This is a genomic window from Leclercia sp. M-A074-M, from assembly GCF_965195605.1.
Lineage (GTDB): Bacteria > Pseudomonadota > Gammaproteobacteria > Enterobacterales > Enterobacteriaceae > Enterobacter.
The window spans coordinates 417,293-433,902 of sequence record NZ_CBDAHM010000003.1 but is presented as its reverse complement, the minus strand read 5'-3'; the positions used below and the strand labels follow the sequence as shown (position 1 = coordinate 433,902).

Below are 16,610 nucleotides of genomic sequence, written 5' to 3'. Positions count from 1 at the left end.
TCTGTCAAATGATGGGCAGATTATACCTGTAATTCCACTGCAGGGATAACCTGGGCAAAATCGGCCGCAAGCAGCGCAAGGGTGACGTCATGAATGACTTTTGCGCTGAGCTGAGCTTGCCTCAGTTCAAAGCTGATTACCGCATCTTTTAGCACCGTCATCTTTAACCCAAGGTCGGCACCCATCCTGACGGTGGAGTTAACGCAAAATCCGGCCACCGCGCCAGTGACAACAACCTCTGAAATTTGCGCATCCTGAAGATAATCCAGTAATCCCGTTGAGCTGAATGCGGAGGAGGTGTGTTTGATAAAAACCGGTTCGTTCGCTGATTCTTTAAAGGCGTCCAGGGGTAAGCTGGAGGAGGAGCTGGGATGGAAAAGCGAGCCCTGTTCAGGCGTCTGGTGGCGAACGTGGATGACGGGAAGGCCTGATTTTCTGAATTTTTCAATTACAGAGGTCATGTTTTCAATGCTGTTATGCGGGAAGTAATCCACGCCCTGCTGAATTCTCTCTGTGACAAAATTCTGCATATCGATGATGAGTAGTGCTTTTGGCATGTAATCCTCCTTAAACCTTGCCACTGGCAGGGTTATTATCGGTTTTTGGGCATCTTCGTAACGCTGGAACGCATTAACATATTCGCAATTATGCGCCACGCCCCCTACCAAATTTGGTTAAGGCTCAAATAAATCATCAACTAATCTACTGTACGACCGATAACAGCTTCAGAGAAACCTGTATCGGTATATCGAAATGCTGAGCCTAAAAACTAACCTGATGGCGTTAACGCTGCGGGGTCAATCTGCAAAAAACACCTCTGCCCTGGAGCAGTCTATCCGCAATTTGTCTTCCGGCATGCGTATCAATAGCGCGAAGGACAATGCGGCCAACCAGGCGATTGCTAACCGCATGACCAGCCAGCAAAATGGGCTGCAGCAGGCGCAGCGGAATGCTGGTGATGGCTTGTCGATGATTCAGACGGCCGAAGGCGCAATGGATGAAATTAACAATCGTTTGCAGCGTATTCGCGAGCTTACAGTCAAAGGGCTCAGTGAATCCAATACCCTGGTGGATGCCGATACCATTCAGGCCGAAATCAACTTAAACCTTAAAGAGATCGACCGCCTGAACGGCGCTGTCGACTTTAACGGCATCAATCTGTTGAATGGCAGTGCGGGTACCGTCGGTTTTCAGGTCGGCACCCGGGATAATGAAAAAATCTCCCTCGATTTATCGAAAAATTTCAGCGTAGAGAGTATCGGCCTGAAGGATTTCGTTATTCGTGGCATCAGCGGTAAGGTTTCAGATATCAATCAGGTTTCTGGAAATGCCAGTAATATCGACCTGAACAGCGGTAATGTCAGCGTAACCTGGTATCCGACGGGCTCATACAACTCGCCGCAACTGGTGCGAAACGCCACTGATGGCCGGTATTACATTCAGGACACGGGAGCCGACGGCAAGCCAGCTTATTATCAGGCCACCACGGCCGCAAGCTGGGATACCGCCAGCGGAACCGGAACTGTAAATATCAGTGCCACCAATGGAACGCCTCTCTACAGCAGCGTCACCCAGCTAAATAGCCGGACCATTACTTCGGTGAGCTATATCGATACCAATGGGGGAATGTTAAGCAATAGTCCCGCGCCGTCATTAAGAGAATCAAACGGTCAGTATTATATTGAGCAGGATGATTTCTATTATCCTGCAACCCTGAGCTACGGTTCATCGGGTGCCGTCACCGCACAAATGACCAGCACCACGGCAAAACTGGATACGGATTTCGCTACGCTTCCGGCTGTCGTAACGACTACGCCCAATATTGATGCCACGACCGCAGCATTGAGCTTCAGGGATGCGAGTAATAATCCGCTTTCCGGCTCCAGTTCCCGACTCCTGAAGTCGGGCAGCCAGTACATTATGGAAGTGGATGATGGCAATGGTAATTTTAACTATTACACTGCCTCAGTAACGACCACGACTGACGGTACGAACAGTTCGCTTGTGGTGACGGCGAATAACGCTACCAGTCTGAATAATTTCTCTGATGTGAATCAGGTCAGCGGGTCGTCAAGGGTCACGATGGATCCTGCGAAGGTCAACGTGCGTTATACCGATGCCAAAGGTAATATCTCCAACGATGTGCTGCGCCTGGACGCGGACGGTAATTACTACATGGATGTGGTGAACGGCACTGAGACAAAAAAAGCCACTCTGGTTTTGACTGATGAGAATCCTGCCCGTTTCCTGCTAAAAACGCTGAATGGTCTGGGGGATCTCCAGATCTACTACCAGGCGTCTTTTAGTGCCTCTACGGATGCGGCGACCAACTACACGACCCTGAATATCGCTGAAGTCGGCGATGAGATCCGCCTGAAAAATCCTGAGAACCCTCTGGCCGCGCTCGATAATGCCATTAAACAGGTTGATGAAAGACGCAGCACGCTGGGCGCTGTGGCGAACCGGTTGGAGTCCACGCAAAATCTCCAGGCGACAATGTCTGTTGCGGTCAGTGCGTCCCGCTCGCGGATTGAAGATGCGGACTATGCCGCGGAAGTGTCCAGTATGGCCCGGGCGCAGATGCTCCAGGAAACGTTCGCCTCGTTAATGACCAAAGCCAACCAGACGTCACAGGTAGTGTTGTCACTGCTGAATGATTCGATGAAATAACATCTGGTGAGAGCCCCAACCTTTCGGGGCTCCGTAACGCTTAGCGAATGACGTTGCCGCGCTGTACGCAATGCCCATCGTTGCAGTTAACGGCATCTACCCTGGCGGCACGGTGATTTCTTGCCTGCGCGGTAACCGTTGCAGCCGCTACCGGGTGGGCGGAATTCGCAACCACGGCTGCGCGTTCTACCGGGTGAAAGATAACACCAGCAAAGGCAGAGCATGGGGCGATTAAAGCCAGCGCGATCAGGATCTTCTTCATTAACTTTCTCCGTTCAATTTTGTATTACCTGGTGAGCCAGGGATACGTTCTGATGGCGGGAGAGTACATTACAGCAACCGGTTAAGTTGTGTTTATGGGTGCTATTGAACAGAAAGTAACTTACGAAGTTGCGGGAAAAAATGGTAAATCTGACGGCAGGAAAGTGTCCCCTGCAGGAATCGAACCTGCAACTAGCCCTTAGGAGGGGCTCGTTATATCCATTTAACTAAGGGGACAAAGCGGCACGAGTATAACGTCATTTATACAATGCGTTAAGCGCGTGACCGCCTGACTGCTTAAAGTGTCGCCACTCACACCGCTTTTTTATCTTCTTCCGCTTCCTCCTGCTGGGCCTTAAGCTCGGCTTTGCGCTTATTCGACATATCGTTACGGATTTGCGCATGGCTCAGCAAGGCAAAAATAAAGGTGCCGCCGCAGATATTGCCTGCCAGAGTAGGGATCGCGAAGGGCCAGAAAAACTCGCTCCAGTGAATGGTGCCGTTAAAGACCAGATATAAAATCTCTACCGTACCCACCACGATATGAGTGGTATCGGCCAGAGCGATAAGCCAGGTCATCAAAATAATGACCACGATTTTCGCTGAACCGGCCGCCGGGAACATCCAGACCATGGTGGCGACAATCCAGCCGGAGATGATCGCGTTGGCGAACATCTCTGCCGGGCTGTTTTCCATGACTCCCATCCCGATTTTCACAAAGGCGTCGCGGGTGGGCTCATCAAATATCGGCATAAACTCGAACGCCCAGGCGGCGACACCGGTACCGATAATATTGCCGAGCAGTACCACGCTCCACAGGCGCATCAGCAGGCCGAAATTGCCCCAGGTTGGGCTTTGCATCACCGGCAGTACGGCGGTGACGGTATTCTCGGTGAAGAGCTGCTGGCGCGCCATAATCACGATGATAAAGCCAAAGGTGTATCCGAGGTTTTCGATGATTATCCCGCCGGGTACCCCTTCAAGCTCGACATGAAAAATCCCTTTTGCCAGCAGGGAAGCGCCCATCGATAATCCGGCGGCAATGGCCGACCAGAACAGCGCCATGGCGTCGCGCTCCAGCTCCTTTTCACCATCCTGGCGAATATGTTCGTGGATTGCCATTGCACGTGAGGGCAGGCGATCCTCGTCAACCTCAATCTTCTTTCCCCGGCGATTCTCCTCGCTTTCAACTTCCAGCTCTTCGGTATGGTTATCAATTTTTTCTTCTTTTAGCTCGTCCATCGCAATGCTCCATAGGTTGCAGATACCTTTAAGCGTAGCGCTTTTTCTCCCGCCGCCCGTGGGGAAGCTCTTAAATTCCTGTAATGGCAATAAAGGCGATACATCGCTGGCAAAGGCCGTATAAAATTGCCAGCCAAACGAAAACCTAAAGCCAGGCTATTCTGAGATCATACCAGAGAGTGTTTATTGCCCCGATTTGTGGTCGTAGACATCAGTAAACGCGCTGATACAATCACTTACACGTTTACAGACAGAGCGCGAAAGCGCCATGACGGATGGCTTTTGCTGATAGCCATACTTAACAGGGAGAAAGATATGAAACTTCGGCTGTCGGTGGTTGCGTTGAGCACCACGTTGCTGATGGGCTGCGCCAGCTCTGGCGAGCAGCAGGGGCGCTCCGATCCTCTGGAAGGATTTAACCGCACCATGTACAACTTCAACTATAACGTGCTGGATCCGTATGTGGTGCGTCCGGTTGCGGTGGCATGGCGGGATTATGTTCCACAGCCTGCCCGTAACGGGCTGAGCAACTTCACCAGCAACCTCGAAGAGCCAGCGGTGATGGCGAACTACTTCCTGCAGGGCGATCCCTATCAGGGGATGGTCCACTTTACCCGCTTCTTCCTGAACACCCTGTTAGGTATGGGTGGCTTTATTGACGTTGCCGGGATGGCGAATCCGAAGCTGCAGCGCGAACAGCCGCACCGCTTCGGTAGTACGCTGGGTCACTACAATGTGGGTTACGGCCCGTACGTGCATCTGCCGTTCTACGGTAGCTTCACGTTGCGTGATGACGGCGGTGATATGGTCGATACGCTCTATCCGGTGCTGTCGTGGCTGACCTGGCCGCTGTCGGTGGGTAAATGGACGCTGGAAGGGGTGGAGACGCGCGCGCAACTGCTGGATTCAGACGGTCTGCTGCGTCAGTCTTCCGATCCGTATCTCATGGTGCGTGAAGCGTACTTCCAGAATCACGACTTCATTGCTAACGGCGGTAAGCTGAAACCGGAAGATAACCCGAACGCCAAAGCGATCGAGAATGAACTCTCCGAGATTGATGCGGAATAAAAAAGAAAAGGTGAGCGCGAGGCTCACCTTTTTTATCCCTGCGTGATTAGAACGCGTAGTTGAAGTTCATGCCATAGAGCCAGGCTTTACCTTCAGAAGAGAACTCATACGGACCTTCCTGGAACGTCACTTTCTGACCATGCATATAAGAGACACCCGCATCGATGGAGGCATCTTTGTTGAATGCATAGGTCGCACCGGCGCTCAGCCAGAAGCGATCCTGATCCGGAATGGAGATAGAGCGTTTGTCTGCCGGAACCGGGCTGTCATCGAAGGCAATACCGGTACGGAATGTCCAGTTATCGTCCATGTAGTAGGTGGTACCCAGAGCGATGCGGTAAGCATCACGGAAGCTTTCGTCTTTATAGAAGAGCGTATCACCGCCGCTGTTAGTCGCTTTCAGCTCCTGGAACTGGCTCCAGCTCGTGTAGGTCAGGCTATAGTGGATGGCCCATTGCGGCGCGACTCTGTTATAACCGGACAGTTCCCACATCTCAGGTAAATTCAGGGTCAGAGAACCGCCAGTGGTGCGGCCATCCGTCCCCATTGGCAGACCAAAGTTTCCGAGGATCTGGTTATAGGCTGAAGGCAGGCTGCTCTTATAGTCGCCATCGAAATCGATTTTCACTTCAGAGCGGTAGGTCAAGCCATACCGGTTGTTCTTATCGATTTCATACAGAATACCGGCGTTCCAGCCAAAGCCCCACTCATCACCTTTCAGGTAGGCAATCTGGGTATCTCCCGGGATCCCCGCGACCTGTCGTGCCAGAGCCGGAGGTAATGCCCCGGAGCCTGCAACGATGCGACCCAGGTCACCCGCGTAGCGCTCAATTTTCGCTTTCGCATAGACCGCATCAAAGCCAACACCGAAACTCCAGTGATTATCCAGGCGATAAGCACCGCTCAGGTTCAGGTTGAGGGTCTCCAGGTCGGTGGTACCGCCGTATGCCCCTGCTGCGTAGTTGTTATTGAACTCGGTCGCCAGTCCGTAGTTAGAGGTGACGGATGCGCCCCAGCCGAATTGATCGTTGATTGGTGCGACAAAGTGCAGGTTTGGCACCCATGCTGTTGGCGCGATGTTATCCGCATTCAGGCTTGCGCCCGTTCGCGAGCGTCCGGAGATATCCACGTCAGGGTCAACAAAGATGGCACCTGCGGAGAAGGTGGGACGATCAAACATCATGATCAGGGCAGGGTTACGGCTCGCGTTCCCTGCGTCATCAGCGATAGCACCTTCCCCGGAATAGGCGCGGCCCAGGCCTGAGGAAGAGAACTCATTCAACTGAAAGCCCGCTGACCAGGCGGAGGTGGAGACGATTGCCACTGCGACTGCCAGCGCAGTTTTTTTGAACAGGGTTTTCTGGCTCATGACCATAACCTCATTGAGTTATTTTTATTCAATTTTTGTTACATACCGTAACAGGAGCGCGAAGTGTAGGGTCTGTGGTAACACTTAGAAATCAGACCAGTGGCGAGAGTATAGGTCTGACCAGATAGAATGTTGCAAGGGTGTTTATGAATATTTACCGATATGTTTTTCGAAACGGGATCTGGTTGGCAAAATTGTGACCAGTTCGCGTCCTCCTAATGGGTGATTTTTGTTTTAGATCATTTTTACTTGTGATATTGCTCACTTACCCGGTTTAAAGCCATTAACAACTGGAGCCGCTCCCGCCCGGCGCGTAAAATATCAGCATCGTGTTTATCTCGCGCCATGCGCGAATGAAGAGGAAATCTACTATGAGTAAATGCAGTGCTGATGAAACCCCGGTTTGCTGCTGTATGGATGTGGGCACCATTGTGGACAACACGGATTGCACCGCCTCTTACAGCCGTGAGTTTACCCGCCGTGCCGACGCCGAAGAGACGCTGGCCGCGCTGACCGAGAAAGCCCGCGGCGTGGAGTCCGAACCGTGTGCAATCAACGCCAACTTCACCGAAGTGGAAGGCGGCGTTCGTCTGGACATCGACTTCGTGTTCAGCTGCGAAGCAGAATCCCTGATTTTTCAACTCGGTCTGCGTTAATTCCTTCCCGCGCCTCCCTTCCGGGAGGCGTTTCGTCTCCTCTCTGTGTGTTCGCTCGCAATTTTTCCTCTCCCCGATTGGCTAATGTAAAAATTTAGTTAAGACTGTTATCAGGTCAGACCACTTTGCGCATTTGTTATTCACAGGGGAGCGTTATGAGTCAGGCATTACCGCTAATCACCCGTCAGGGGGATCGCATTGCCATTGTCAGTGGATTACGCACGCCATTTGCCCGTCAGGCGACGGCGTATCATGGCGTACCTGCCGTCGATCTGGGAAAAATGGTTGTAGGGGAGCTGCTGGCTCGCAGCGAAATCCCGCCCGAGGTGATTGAACAGCTGGTCTTTGGCCAGGTCGTGCAAATGCCGGAAGCGCCGAATATCGCCCGTGAAATCGTGCTTGGCACCGGAATGAATGTCCACACCGATGCTTACAGCGTCAGCCGTGCCTGCGCCACCAGCTTTCAGGCAGTGGCGAACGTGGCAGAAAGCCTGATAACCGGTACCATTCGCGTCGGGATAGCCGGGGGTGCCGACTCCTCCTCAGTTCTGCCGATTGGCGTCAGCAAAAAGCTCGCGCGTGTGCTGGTGGACGTCAACAAGGCCCGCACCACCGGGCAGCGGCTGTCACTGTTCTCGCGCCTGCGTCTGCGCGATCTCCTTCCTGTTCCCCCCGCCGTGGCGGAATACTCCACCGGGCTGCGAATGGGGGATACCGCCGAGCAGATGGCGAAAACCTATGGCATCACCCGTGAGCAGCAGGATGCCCTGGCGCACCGCTCGCATCAGCGCGCCGCAGAAGCCTGGGCAGAAGGCAAGCTGGCGGAGGAGGTGATGACCGCCTACACCCCACCATTCCGCGAACCGCTAAGCCAGGATAACAATATTCGCGACACCTCTACGCTGGCGGATTATGCGAAACTGCGTCCGGCATTCGACCGCAAACATGGCACCGTCACGGCGGCGAACAGCACGCCGTTAACCGACGGCGCGGCAGCGGTGATCCTGATGACCGAATCCCGCGCCAGAGAGCTGGGCCTGAAGCCGCTCGGCTATCTGCGCAGCTATGCCTTTACCGCCATTGATGTCTGGCAGGATATGCTGCTGGGGCCGGCCTGGTCCACGCCGCTGGCGCTGGAGCGCGCCGGACTGACGATGGGCGATCTGACGCTCATCGACATGCATGAAGCCTTTGCCGCGCAAACCCTGGCCAACCTGCAACTGCTGGCAAGCGATCGTTTTGCCCGGGATGTGCTGGGCCGCGCCCACGCCACCGGCGAAGTGGACGAAAGCAAATTTAACGTGCTGGGGGGCTCCATTGCGTATGGCCACCCCTTTGCCGCGACCGGGGCGAGGATGATCACCCAGACGCTGCATGAGTTGCGCCGTCGCGGCGGTGGGTTTGGACTGGTCACCGCCTGTGCTGCGGGTGGCCTGGGTGCCGCAATGGTTCTGGAGGTAGAGTAATGGAGATGACAACGGCATTCACCCTGGACGTGCGTCCGGACAACGTGGCGGTCGTCACCATTGACGCCCCAGGCGAAAAGATGAATACCCTGAAAGCGGAGTTTGGCGGTCAGGTTCGCGCTATCCTCAAACAGGTGCGAGAAAACAAAGCCTTGCGCGGGCTGGTATTTATCTCGGCCAAGCCGGATAACTTTATCGCCGGGGCCGATATCAACATGATTGCCCGCGCTGAAAGCGCCCAGGAAGCGGAAGACCTGGCCCGTCAGGGGCAGCAGATCATGGCCGAAATTCACGCCCTGACCATTCCGGTGATTGCGGCGATCAACGGCGCCTGTCTCGGCGGCGGCCTGGAGCTGGCGCTAGCCTGCCACGGACGAATTTGTACCGACGACGCCAAAACGGTGCTGGGCCTGCCGGAGGTGCAGCTTGGCTTACTGCCGGGCTCAGGCGGCACCCAGCGCCTGCCGCGACTGGTGGGCGTCAGCACGGCGCTGGAGATGATCCTCGCCGGCAAACAGCTGCGTCCGCGTCAGGCCCTGAAAGTCGGGCTGGTAGATGAGGTGGTTCCGCATTCCATTCTGCTGGAGGCCGCCGTGGCGCGCGCGCTGAAAGGCAAACCCGATAGCCGTCGCTTACCGGTGCGCGAGCGCGTGCTGGCAGGGCCGCTGGGCCGTGCGCTGCTGTTTAAAATGGTGGCGAACAAAACCGAGCAAAAAACCCAGGGCAATTACCCGGCGACAAAACGCATTCTTGAGGTTATCCATACCGGTCTGACTCAGGGCAGCAGCAGCGGCTATGCTGCAGAAGCGAAAGCCTTTGGCGAGCTGGCGATGACGCCGCAGTCTCAGGCGCTGCGCAGCATCTTTTTTGCCAGCACCGACGTGAAGAAAGATCCCGGCAGCGAAGCCGAGCCTGCGCCGCTGGCGTCAATTGGCGTGCTGGGCGGTGGCCTGATGGGGGGCGGGATCGCCTTCGTCAGCGCCAGCAAAGGCAAATTACCGGTGCGGATCAAAGACATCAATCCGAAAGGGATCAACCACGCCCTGCAGTACAGCTGGCAGCTGCTTGATAAAAAGGTCAAACGCCGCCATATCAAAGCCAGCGAGCGCGATCGCGAGCTGGCGCTGATCTCCGGCACCACTGACTACAGCGGATTCCGTCATCGCGATGTGGTGATTGAGGCAGTATTTGAAGACCTGGCGCTGAAACAGCAGATGGTGGCCGAGGTCGAAGCGAACTGTGCGCCGCACACCATTTTTGCCTCTAATACCTCCTCATTGCCTATCGGCGATATTGCGGCCCAGGCCGCGCGCCCTGAGCAGGTGATTGGGCTGCATTTCTTTAGTCCGGTAGAAAAAATGCCTCTGGTGGAGGTTATCCCCCATGCCGGAACCAGCCCGCAGACCATTGCCACCGTCGTTAAGCTGGCAAAAATGCAGGGCAAAACGCCGGTGGTGGTGGCTGATAAAGCCGGGTTCTACGTCAACCGCATTCTGGCCCCCTATATCAACGAGGCTATGCGCCTGCTGACCGAAGGCGAAAAGGTCGAGCATATCGATAATGCGCTGGTGAAGTTTGGTTTCCCCGTCGGCCCAATCCAACTTTTGGATGAGGTGGGAATCGATACCGGCACTAAAATTATACCTGTGCTGGAAAGCGCTTATGGAGAACGGTTTAGCGCGCCCGCAAACATTGTTTCTGCAATTTTGAATGACGATCGCAAAGGCAGAAAAAATGGCCGCGGTTTCTATCTTTACGAGCCAAAAGGGCGTAAAAGCAAGAGGCGGGTAGACCCGGCGATTTATGGGCTTATTAAGCCTGGCGGCGAGGGCAAACTCTCTGCGACCCAGTGCGCGGAACGCTGCGTGATGATGATGCTCAACGAAGCGGCGCGCTGCTTTGGTGAGAAGGTCATTAAAAATGGTCGAGATGGCGACATTGGCGCCGTTTTTGGCATTGGTTTCCCACCTTTCCTGGGTGGCCCGTTCCGCTATATGGATAGCGTAGGTGCGGGTGAAGTTGTTGCGATTTTACAACGACTGGCTGTGCAATATGGGCCGCGGTTTACACCGTGTGACACATTATTGCAGATGGCGGATCAGGGGCTGCGATTTTGGCCAGCAAAGGAAACTGACCTTGTAAATTAAGGTCAAATAAGAGTAAATCCGCCGTTGAAGGGGCTGGTCCTGTCTAATTTGTAAACAGACATTGACTATACTTACGCCGTTGAGGTAAAAAACAGCGTTTCATTCAACGGATGGATCAGGCACAATGCCCGGCCATCGGGTTTTTACCTCGTTAAGTGTTCACGCGGGGCAATAACACCGGTGATCCTGGTCAACAAAAGCGGTGCAATATGCAAGTTTTTATCATGCGTCACGGTGACGCGGCACTTGATGCTGCCAGTGACTCTGTACGTCCTCTGACGCCTTGCGGCTGTGACGAGTCCCGTCAAATGGCTACCTGGTTGAAAGGGCAAAAAGTGGATATTGAACGTGTCCTCGTCAGCCCGTTCTTACGCGCTGAACAGACGCTGGATGTGGTAGGGGAGTGTATGAACCTGCCAGCCAATGTCGATGTTCTGCCCGAGCTTACCCCGTGCGGCGACGTGGGTCTTGTCAGTGCCTATCTTCAGGCGCTGTGCAATGAAGGTGTCGCCTCTGCGCTGGTAATTTCCCATCTGCCGTTAGTCGGCTATCTTGTGGCTGAACTCTGCCCGGGCGAAACGCCGCCAATGTTCAGCACCTCTGCCATTGCCAACGTTACCCTCTCTGAAACGGGTGCTGGCGTCTTCAACTGGCAGATGAGCCCCTGCAATCTGAAGATGGCGAAAGCTATCTGATGTAAAACGGACCCAGGCGGGTAGCATCCAGCCACCCGCCTGCCTCTCAGGGGAGCTCAGGCGGTTGCCACTCTTCCACTTCAATTAACACCAGCAAGGCGGCATCACCGCCATACTCTTTCGGTGCCTGATGAAATGCCATCACGTGTGGATGCTGAGCCAGCCACAGTGGGGTTTGCTGCTTGAGAATATGTTTGCCGTGGCCGTGCATCACGCAGGCGCAAAAAACATGTTCGCGACGGCAGGCGGCAATCAGCGCGCCCAGCTCCTGTTTCGCCTGCATCTGGGTTAGCCCGTGCAGATCGAGGAACAGCTCCGGCGAATAATCTCCCCGACGCAGTTTTTTCAGCTCGAAATGGCTGACGTCCGCGCGCACATATTTCACCGCACCTTCCGTATTTAGCAGCGGCTGAAACTCGTCGGAAAAGTAGTGGCTGGCGTCGGCCTGCTCCTGAATCAGCCGTTTTACCGGAACTTCACTCACTTTTTTGCGCTGCGGGCGGTGGACGATAGTGTCCTGCTTGATTTGACGCGTGCCGGTCATTAACTGACGAAACAGCGTTTGATCCTCCTCGCTGAGCGATATTTTCTTTTTCATGGGGTCGTCTCATCTCTTATTTCCGACAGTGTACCTGACTCACTGCGCGGCAAAACGCATTTTTTCAATGCCAGCGGCGGCTGACAATGCTGATTTATCGCCGTCTTCATGGCACACTAGCCGCCGAAAATTTAGCGAGCATGCCCTGGAGAACATAGTGGATAAAATTTTTGTCGATGAAGCGGTGAATGAGCTGCAAACCATTCAGGACATGTTGCGTTGGGCGGTCAGCCGTTTCAGCGCGGCCAATATCTGGTACGGCCATGGTACCGATAACCCATGGGACGAGGCGGTACAGCTGGTTCTGCCATCCCTCTATCTGCCGCTGGATATTCCGGAAGATATGCGCGCAGCCCGCCTGACCTCCAGCGAAAAACACCGCATCGTTGAGCGCGTGATCCGTCGCGTTAACGAGCGCATTCCTGTGGCCTACCTCACCAACAAAGCCTGGTTCTGCGGCCATGAGTTTTTTGTCGATGAACGCGTGCTGGTGCCGCGCTCGCCGATTGGTGAGCTGATCAACAACCAGTTCGCCGGCCTGATTGACCATCAGCCTGAGCATATCCTGGATATGTGTACCGGCAGCGGCTGCATCGCCATTGCCTGCGCGTACGCCTTCCCGGAAGCGGAAGTGGATGCTGTCGATATCTCTCCTGATGCGCTGGCGGTAGCGGAACACAATATTGAAGAGCACGGTCTGATCCATCATGTCACGCCGATCCGTTCCGATCTGTTCCGTGACCTGCCAAAAGTGCAGTACGACCTGATTGTGACCAATCCGCCGTACGTTGACGCAGAAGATATGTCAGACCTGCCAAACGAATACCGTCACGAGCCAGAGCTGGGCCTGGCTTCCGGCTCCGACGGCCTGAAGCTGACCCGCCGCATTCTGGCCTGTGCGCCGGATTATCTCACCGACAACGGCATTCTGATTTGTGAAGTCGGTAACAGCATGGTACATCTGATGGAGCAATATCCGGATGTGCCGTTCACCTGGCTCGAGTTCGACAACGGTGGGGACGGCGTCTTCATGCTGACCAAAGCGCAGCTTCTCGCCGCGCGCGAACACTTCAGCATCTACAAAGATTAATCCAACGGGCTTCGGCCCGTTTCACATTGCGCAAACACAGAAAGCTCAAACACAGAACAACGAAAACGGAGCCGTGATGGCAGGAAACAGTATTGGACAATTATTCCGTGTGACGACGTTTGGTGAGTCCCACGGGCTGGCGCTGGGCTGTATCGTCGATGGCGTACCGCCAGGCATCGAACTGACTGAAGCCGATTTACAGCACGATCTCGACCGACGCCGTCCAGGCACGTCACGCTACACCACCCAGCGCCGCGAGCCGGATCAGGTCAAAATTCTGTCAGGCGTCTTTGAAGGACGCACCACCGGCACCAGCATCGGCCTGTTGATTGAGAATACCGATCAGCGTTCCCAGGATTACGGCGCCATTAAGGATGTGTTCCGTCCGGGTCACGCCGATTACACCTACGAGCAGAAATATGGTTTTCGCGACTATCGCGGCGGCGGACGCTCCTCCGCCCGTGAAACCGCCATGCGCGTCGCGGCAGGGGCCATTGCCAAAAAATACCTCGCACAGAAGTTTGGTATCACCATTCGCGGCTGCCTGACCCAGATGGGCGACATCCCGTTGGCGATCGCCGACTGGGAGCAGGTTGAGCAGAACCCATTCTTCTGCGCCGACGCCTCGAAGCTGGAAGCGCTTGATGAACTGATGCGCGCCCTGAAGAAAGAGGGCGACTCCATTGGCGCCAAAGTCACCGTGGTGGCTGACGGCGTACCGCCGGGCTGGGGCGAGCCGGTCTTTGACCGCCTTGATGCTGATATCGCCCATGCGATGATGAGCATCAATGCGGTAAAAGGGGTGGAGATTGGCGACGGTTTTGACGTGGTTCAGCTTCGTGGCAGTCAGAACCGGGACGAGATCACAGCCCAGGGCTTCCAGAGCAATCACGCGGGCGGCATTTTAGGCGGCATCAGCAGCGGGCAGCAGATTATCGCCAACATTGCGCTGAAACCAACCTCCAGCATTACCGTGCCGGGCCACACCATTAACCGCTCTGGTGAAGAAGTTGAGATGATCACCAAAGGACGTCACGATCCCTGCGTCGGGATCCGCGCAGTGCCGATCGCCGAAGCGATGCTGGCGATCGTGCTGATGGATCACTTCCTGCGCCAGCGCGCGCAGAATGCGGATGTGACGACCACCATTCCACGCTGGTAACCATGAAAAAAACCGCAATTGCTCTGCTGGCGCTGCTTGCCAGTGGAGCCGCTCTGGCGGCAACGCCATGGCAAAAAATCACCCATCCGGTGGCAGGCAGCGCGCAGTCCATTGGTGCGTTCTCTAATGGCTGTATCGTTGGTGCGCAGGAACTTCCTCTGCAGTCGGATACGTATCAGGTGATGCGTACCGACCAGCGCCGCTACTTCGGCCACCCGGACCTGGCGCTGTTTATTCAGCGTCTGGGTAACCAGGTGCATAACCTGGGGCTCGGTACGATGCTGATTGGCGATATGGGGATGCCGGCAGGCGGACGCTTTAACGGCGGCCACGCCAGCCACCAGACAGGGCTGGATGTCGATATCTTCCTCCAGCTGCCGAAAACGCGCTGGTCATCCTCGCAACTGCTGAAGCCGCAGGCCCTCGATCTGGTCTCCAGCGATGGCAAGCGGGTGGTGCCGTCGCGCTGGTCGCCAGAGGTCTCCAGCATGATCAAGCTGGCGGCGGAAGATAACGACGTCACGCGTATCTTCGTTAACCCGGCCATCAAGCAGCAGCTATGCGAAGATGCCGGAACCGACCGCGACTGGCTGCGCAAAGTGCGGCCGTGGTTCCAGCACCGCGCGCACATGCACGTGCGCCTGCGATGCCCGGCGAACAGCCTCGAGTGTGAAGATCAACCGTTACCGCCGCCAGGCGATGGCTGCGGCGCGGAATTACAAAGCTGGTTTGAGCCAGCGAAACCTGGACCCACCAAGCCTGAGAAGAAGACACCGCCTCCGTTGCCGCCTTCCTGCCAGGCGCTACTGGATGAGCATGCCCTGTGATGGACCAATTTGCTGAGTTGTTTATGGTGTCGCCGCTGATGCTGGTGGCGCTGTTTTTTATCGCCATGCTGGCCGGGTTTATTGATGCCCTGGCCGGTGGCGGCGGGTTACTGACGGTTCCGGCCCTGCTGGCGGCGGGCATGAGCCCGGCCCAGGCGCTGGCGACCAACAAATTGCAGGCGTGTGGCGGATCGTTATCCGCCTCGCTCTATTTTATCCGCCGCAAGGTGGTGAGCCTCGCCGATCAGAAGCTCAACATCCTGATGACCTTTATCGGCTCTACCAGCGGGGCGCTGCTGGTTCAGCACGTGCAGTCCGATATTTTGCGCCAGATTTTGCCGATTCTCGTCATCTGCATTGGTCTCTATTTTTTACTGATGCCGAAACTGGGTGAAGAGGACAGGCAGCGCCGCCTGCACGGTCTGCCGTTTGCGCTGATCGCGGGCGGCTGCGTCGGCTTTTACGACGGCTTCTTCGGGCCCGGGGCCGGGTCGTTTTACGCCCTGGCGTTTGTCACGCTGGCCGGTTTTAACCTCGCCAAATCCACCGCCCATGCGAAAGTGCTGAACGCCACCTCTAACGTCGGTGGCCTGCTGCTCTTTATCATCGGCGGGAAGGTGATTTGGGCGACAGGCTTTGTGATGATGGCCGGACAATTTCTGGGCGCGCGGGCAGGTTCGCGCCTGGTGTTAAGCAAAGGGCAACAGCTCATCCGTCCGATGATTGTCATTGTCTCGGCCGTCATGAGTGCCAAACTTCTTTATGACAGCCACGGACAGGAGATCCTCCACTGGTTGGGGATGAACTAATGAACAGTACGCATAAATATGAACAGCTGATTGAGATCTTCGACGGCTGTTTTGCTGATGATTTTAATACCCGTCTGATTAAAGGCGACGACGAACCGATCTATCTTCCTGCTGATGCAGAGCTACCGTACAACCGGATCGTCTTTGCCCACGGCTTTTACGCCAGCGGTCTGCATGAAATATCCCACTGGTGCATTGCCGGTAAAGCGCGCCGCGAGCTGGTGGACTTTGGCTACTGGTACTGCCCGGACGGGCGTGACGCCGCGACCCAGGGGCAATTTGAAGATGTGGAAGTGAAACCCCAGGCGCTGGAATGGCTCTTCTGCGTGGCGGCAGGATTTCCGTTCAACGTCAGCTGCGACAATCTCGAAGGCGACTTCGAGCCAGACCGTATTGTCTTCCAGCGCCGCGTGCACGCGCAGGTGATGGAGTACCTTGAAAAAGGCATCCCGGAACGTCCGGCGCGCTTGATCAAGGCTTTACAGAATTATTACCACACGCCGGACATCACGGCGGAACACTTCCCGTGGCCGGAAGATCTTAACTGAGG

The 16,610-nt window shown here is 55.4% G+C and carries 16 protein-coding genes and 1 tRNA gene; 12 read left to right on the top strand and 5 right to left on the bottom strand.

Annotated elements, in window-relative coordinates; all coding sequences use genetic code 11:
- Positions 1-20 precede the first annotated feature (20 nt).
- The gene (locus ACOKCT_RS08710; protein ID WP_420193377.1) at positions 21-668 is read right to left on the bottom strand and encodes a cysteine hydrolase family protein; all 648 of its coding nucleotides are present in this window, start codon (positions 666-668) and stop codon (positions 21-23) included.
- Between the two features lie 109 nt (positions 669-777).
- On the opposite strand from ACOKCT_RS08710, the gene ACOKCT_RS08705 reads away from it, so the two are divergent.
- Complete coding sequence (locus ACOKCT_RS08705; protein ID WP_197431807.1) at positions 778-2,670, top strand: flagellin; 1,893 nt, start codon at positions 778-780, stop codon at positions 2,668-2,670.
- 70 nt (positions 2,671-2,740) lie between these two features.
- Positions 2,741-2,905, top strand: coding sequence for a hypothetical protein (locus tag ACOKCT_RS08700; RefSeq protein WP_159339637.1), 165 nt, complete (start codon positions 2,741-2,743; stop codon positions 2,903-2,905).
- 191 nt (positions 2,906-3,096) lie between these two features.
- On the opposite strand, the gene ACOKCT_RS08695 is transcribed toward ACOKCT_RS08700, so the two are convergent.
- Positions 3,097-3,168: transfer RNA gene (locus ACOKCT_RS08695), tRNA-Arg, on the bottom strand.
- 75 nt (positions 3,169-3,243) lie between these two features.
- The gene (locus ACOKCT_RS08690) at positions 3,244-4,173 is read right to left on the bottom strand and encodes a formate/nitrite transporter family protein (protein ID WP_156654969.1); all 930 of its coding nucleotides are present in this window, start codon (positions 4,171-4,173) and stop codon (positions 3,244-3,246) included.
- A gap of 315 nt (positions 4,174-4,488) precedes the next feature.
- Here ACOKCT_RS08690 and mlaA point away from each other — a divergent pair, with 315 nt between their 5' ends.
- Entirely contained in the window at positions 4,489-5,241 is a 753-nt protein-coding gene (gene mlaA, locus ACOKCT_RS08685; protein ID WP_103180550.1) for a phospholipid-binding lipoprotein MlaA, read from the top strand.
- A 46-nt stretch (positions 5,242-5,287) separates the two neighbouring features.
- Here the strand turns inward: mlaA and fadL are convergent, their stop codons facing one another.
- Positions 5,288-6,610 (bottom strand): long-chain fatty acid transporter FadL, encoded by a 1,323-nt coding sequence (gene fadL / locus ACOKCT_RS08680; protein WP_168192031.1) that lies wholly within the window; start codon positions 6,608-6,610, stop codon positions 5,288-5,290.
- Between the two features lie 371 nt (positions 6,611-6,981).
- Here fadL and ACOKCT_RS08675 point away from each other — a divergent pair, with 371 nt between their 5' ends.
- The 4 genes from ACOKCT_RS08675 (at position 6,982) to sixA (ending at position 11,574) form a co-directional block, all read left to right on the top strand.
- Positions 6,982-7,266, top strand: coding sequence for a YfcZ/YiiS family protein (locus ACOKCT_RS08675; protein WP_103180546.1), 285 nt, complete (start codon positions 6,982-6,984; stop codon positions 7,264-7,266).
- A 155-nt stretch (positions 7,267-7,421) separates the two neighbouring features.
- Positions 7,422-8,732, top strand: coding sequence for an acetyl-CoA C-acyltransferase FadI (gene fadI / locus ACOKCT_RS08670; protein WP_420193376.1), 1,311 nt, complete (start codon positions 7,422-7,424; stop codon positions 8,730-8,732).
- Complete coding sequence (gene fadJ, locus ACOKCT_RS08665) at positions 8,732-10,879, top strand: fatty acid oxidation complex subunit alpha FadJ (RefSeq protein ID WP_420193375.1); 2,148 nt, start codon at positions 8,732-8,734, stop codon at positions 10,877-10,879. The genes fadI and fadJ overlap by 1 nt, the downstream gene beginning before the upstream one ends.
- A 209-nt stretch (positions 10,880-11,088) precedes the next feature.
- Positions 11,089-11,574: a phosphohistidine phosphatase SixA gene (gene sixA / locus ACOKCT_RS08660; RefSeq protein WP_103180541.1), complete on the top strand. Its 486-nt coding sequence runs from the start codon at positions 11,089-11,091 to the stop codon at positions 11,572-11,574.
- A gap of 46 nt (positions 11,575-11,620) precedes the next feature.
- On the opposite strand, the gene smrB is transcribed toward sixA, so the two are convergent.
- Positions 11,621-12,172 carry an endonuclease SmrB gene (gene smrB / locus ACOKCT_RS08655; RefSeq protein ID WP_103825178.1) on the bottom strand — a complete coding sequence of 184 codons (552 nt, stop codon included), beginning with the start codon at positions 12,170-12,172 and terminating at the stop codon, positions 11,621-11,623.
- Positions 12,173-12,329: 157 nt separating this feature from the next.
- On the opposite strand from smrB, the gene prmB reads away from it, so the two are divergent.
- From prmB to ACOKCT_RS08630, 5 genes are all read left to right on the top strand, one after another.
- Entirely contained in the window at positions 12,330-13,262 is a 933-nt protein-coding gene (prmB, locus tag ACOKCT_RS08650) for a 50S ribosomal protein L3 N(5)-glutamine methyltransferase (RefSeq protein ID WP_103180537.1), read from the top strand.
- Between the two features lie 76 nt (positions 13,263-13,338).
- Entirely contained in the window at positions 13,339-14,424 is a 1,086-nt protein-coding gene (gene aroC / locus ACOKCT_RS08645) for a chorismate synthase (protein ID WP_103180536.1), read from the top strand.
- 2 nt (positions 14,425-14,426) lie between these two features.
- Positions 14,427-15,251: a penicillin-insensitive murein endopeptidase gene (gene mepA / locus ACOKCT_RS08640; protein ID WP_420193374.1), complete on the top strand. Its 825-nt coding sequence runs from the start codon at positions 14,427-14,429 to the stop codon at positions 15,249-15,251.
- Positions 15,251-16,060 carry a sulfite exporter TauE/SafE family protein gene (locus ACOKCT_RS08635; RefSeq protein ID WP_103180532.1) on the top strand — a complete coding sequence of 270 codons (810 nt, stop codon included), beginning with the start codon at positions 15,251-15,253 and terminating at the stop codon, positions 16,058-16,060. Before mepA ends, ACOKCT_RS08635 begins: the two co-directional genes overlap by 1 nt.
- On the top strand, positions 16,060-16,608 hold the full coding sequence (locus ACOKCT_RS08630) for an elongation factor P hydroxylase (protein ID WP_103180530.1): 549 nt from the start codon (positions 16,060-16,062) through the stop codon (positions 16,606-16,608). The genes ACOKCT_RS08635 and ACOKCT_RS08630 overlap by 1 nt, the downstream gene beginning before the upstream one ends.
- Positions 16,609-16,610 lie beyond the last annotated feature (2 nt).

What these genes read in the sequence shown, in the direction of transcription:
- ACOKCT_RS08705 (WP_197431807.1), top strand. Translation starts at nt 778, where the DNA reads ATGGCGTTAACGCTGCGGGGTCAATCTGCAAAAAACACCTCTGCCCTG.
- ACOKCT_RS08700 (WP_159339637.1), top strand. Translation starts at nt 2,741, where the DNA reads ATGCCCATCGTTGCAGTTAACGGCATCTACCCTGGCGGCACGGTGATT.
- ACOKCT_RS08690 (WP_156654969.1), bottom strand. Translation starts at nt 4,173, where the DNA reads ATGGACGAGCTAAAAGAAGAAAAAATTGATAACCATACCGAAGAGCTG.
- mlaA (WP_103180550.1), top strand. Translation starts at nt 4,489, where the DNA reads ATGAAACTTCGGCTGTCGGTGGTTGCGTTGAGCACCACGTTGCTGATG.
- fadL (WP_168192031.1), bottom strand. Translation starts at nt 6,610, where the DNA reads ATGAGCCAGAAAACCCTGTTCAAAAAAACTGCGCTGGCAGTCGCAGTG.
- ACOKCT_RS08675 (WP_103180546.1), top strand. Translation starts at nt 6,982, where the DNA reads ATGAGTAAATGCAGTGCTGATGAAACCCCGGTTTGCTGCTGTATGGAT.
- fadI (WP_420193376.1), top strand. Translation starts at nt 7,422, where the DNA reads ATGAGTCAGGCATTACCGCTAATCACCCGTCAGGGGGATCGCATTGCC.
- fadJ (WP_420193375.1), top strand. Translation starts at nt 8,732, where the DNA reads ATGGAGATGACAACGGCATTCACCCTGGACGTGCGTCCGGACAACGTG.
- sixA (WP_103180541.1), top strand. Translation starts at nt 11,089, where the DNA reads ATGCAAGTTTTTATCATGCGTCACGGTGACGCGGCACTTGATGCTGCC.
- smrB (WP_103825178.1), bottom strand. Translation starts at nt 12,172, where the DNA reads ATGAAAAAGAAAATATCGCTCAGCGAGGAGGATCAAACGCTGTTTCGT.
- aroC (WP_103180536.1), top strand. Translation starts at nt 13,339, where the DNA reads ATGGCAGGAAACAGTATTGGACAATTATTCCGTGTGACGACGTTTGGT.
- mepA (WP_420193374.1), top strand. Translation starts at nt 14,427, where the DNA reads ATGAAAAAAACCGCAATTGCTCTGCTGGCGCTGCTTGCCAGTGGAGCC.
- ACOKCT_RS08635 (WP_103180532.1), top strand. Translation starts at nt 15,251, where the DNA reads ATGGACCAATTTGCTGAGTTGTTTATGGTGTCGCCGCTGATGCTGGTG.
- ACOKCT_RS08630 (WP_103180530.1), top strand. Translation starts at nt 16,060, where the DNA reads ATGAACAGTACGCATAAATATGAACAGCTGATTGAGATCTTCGACGGC.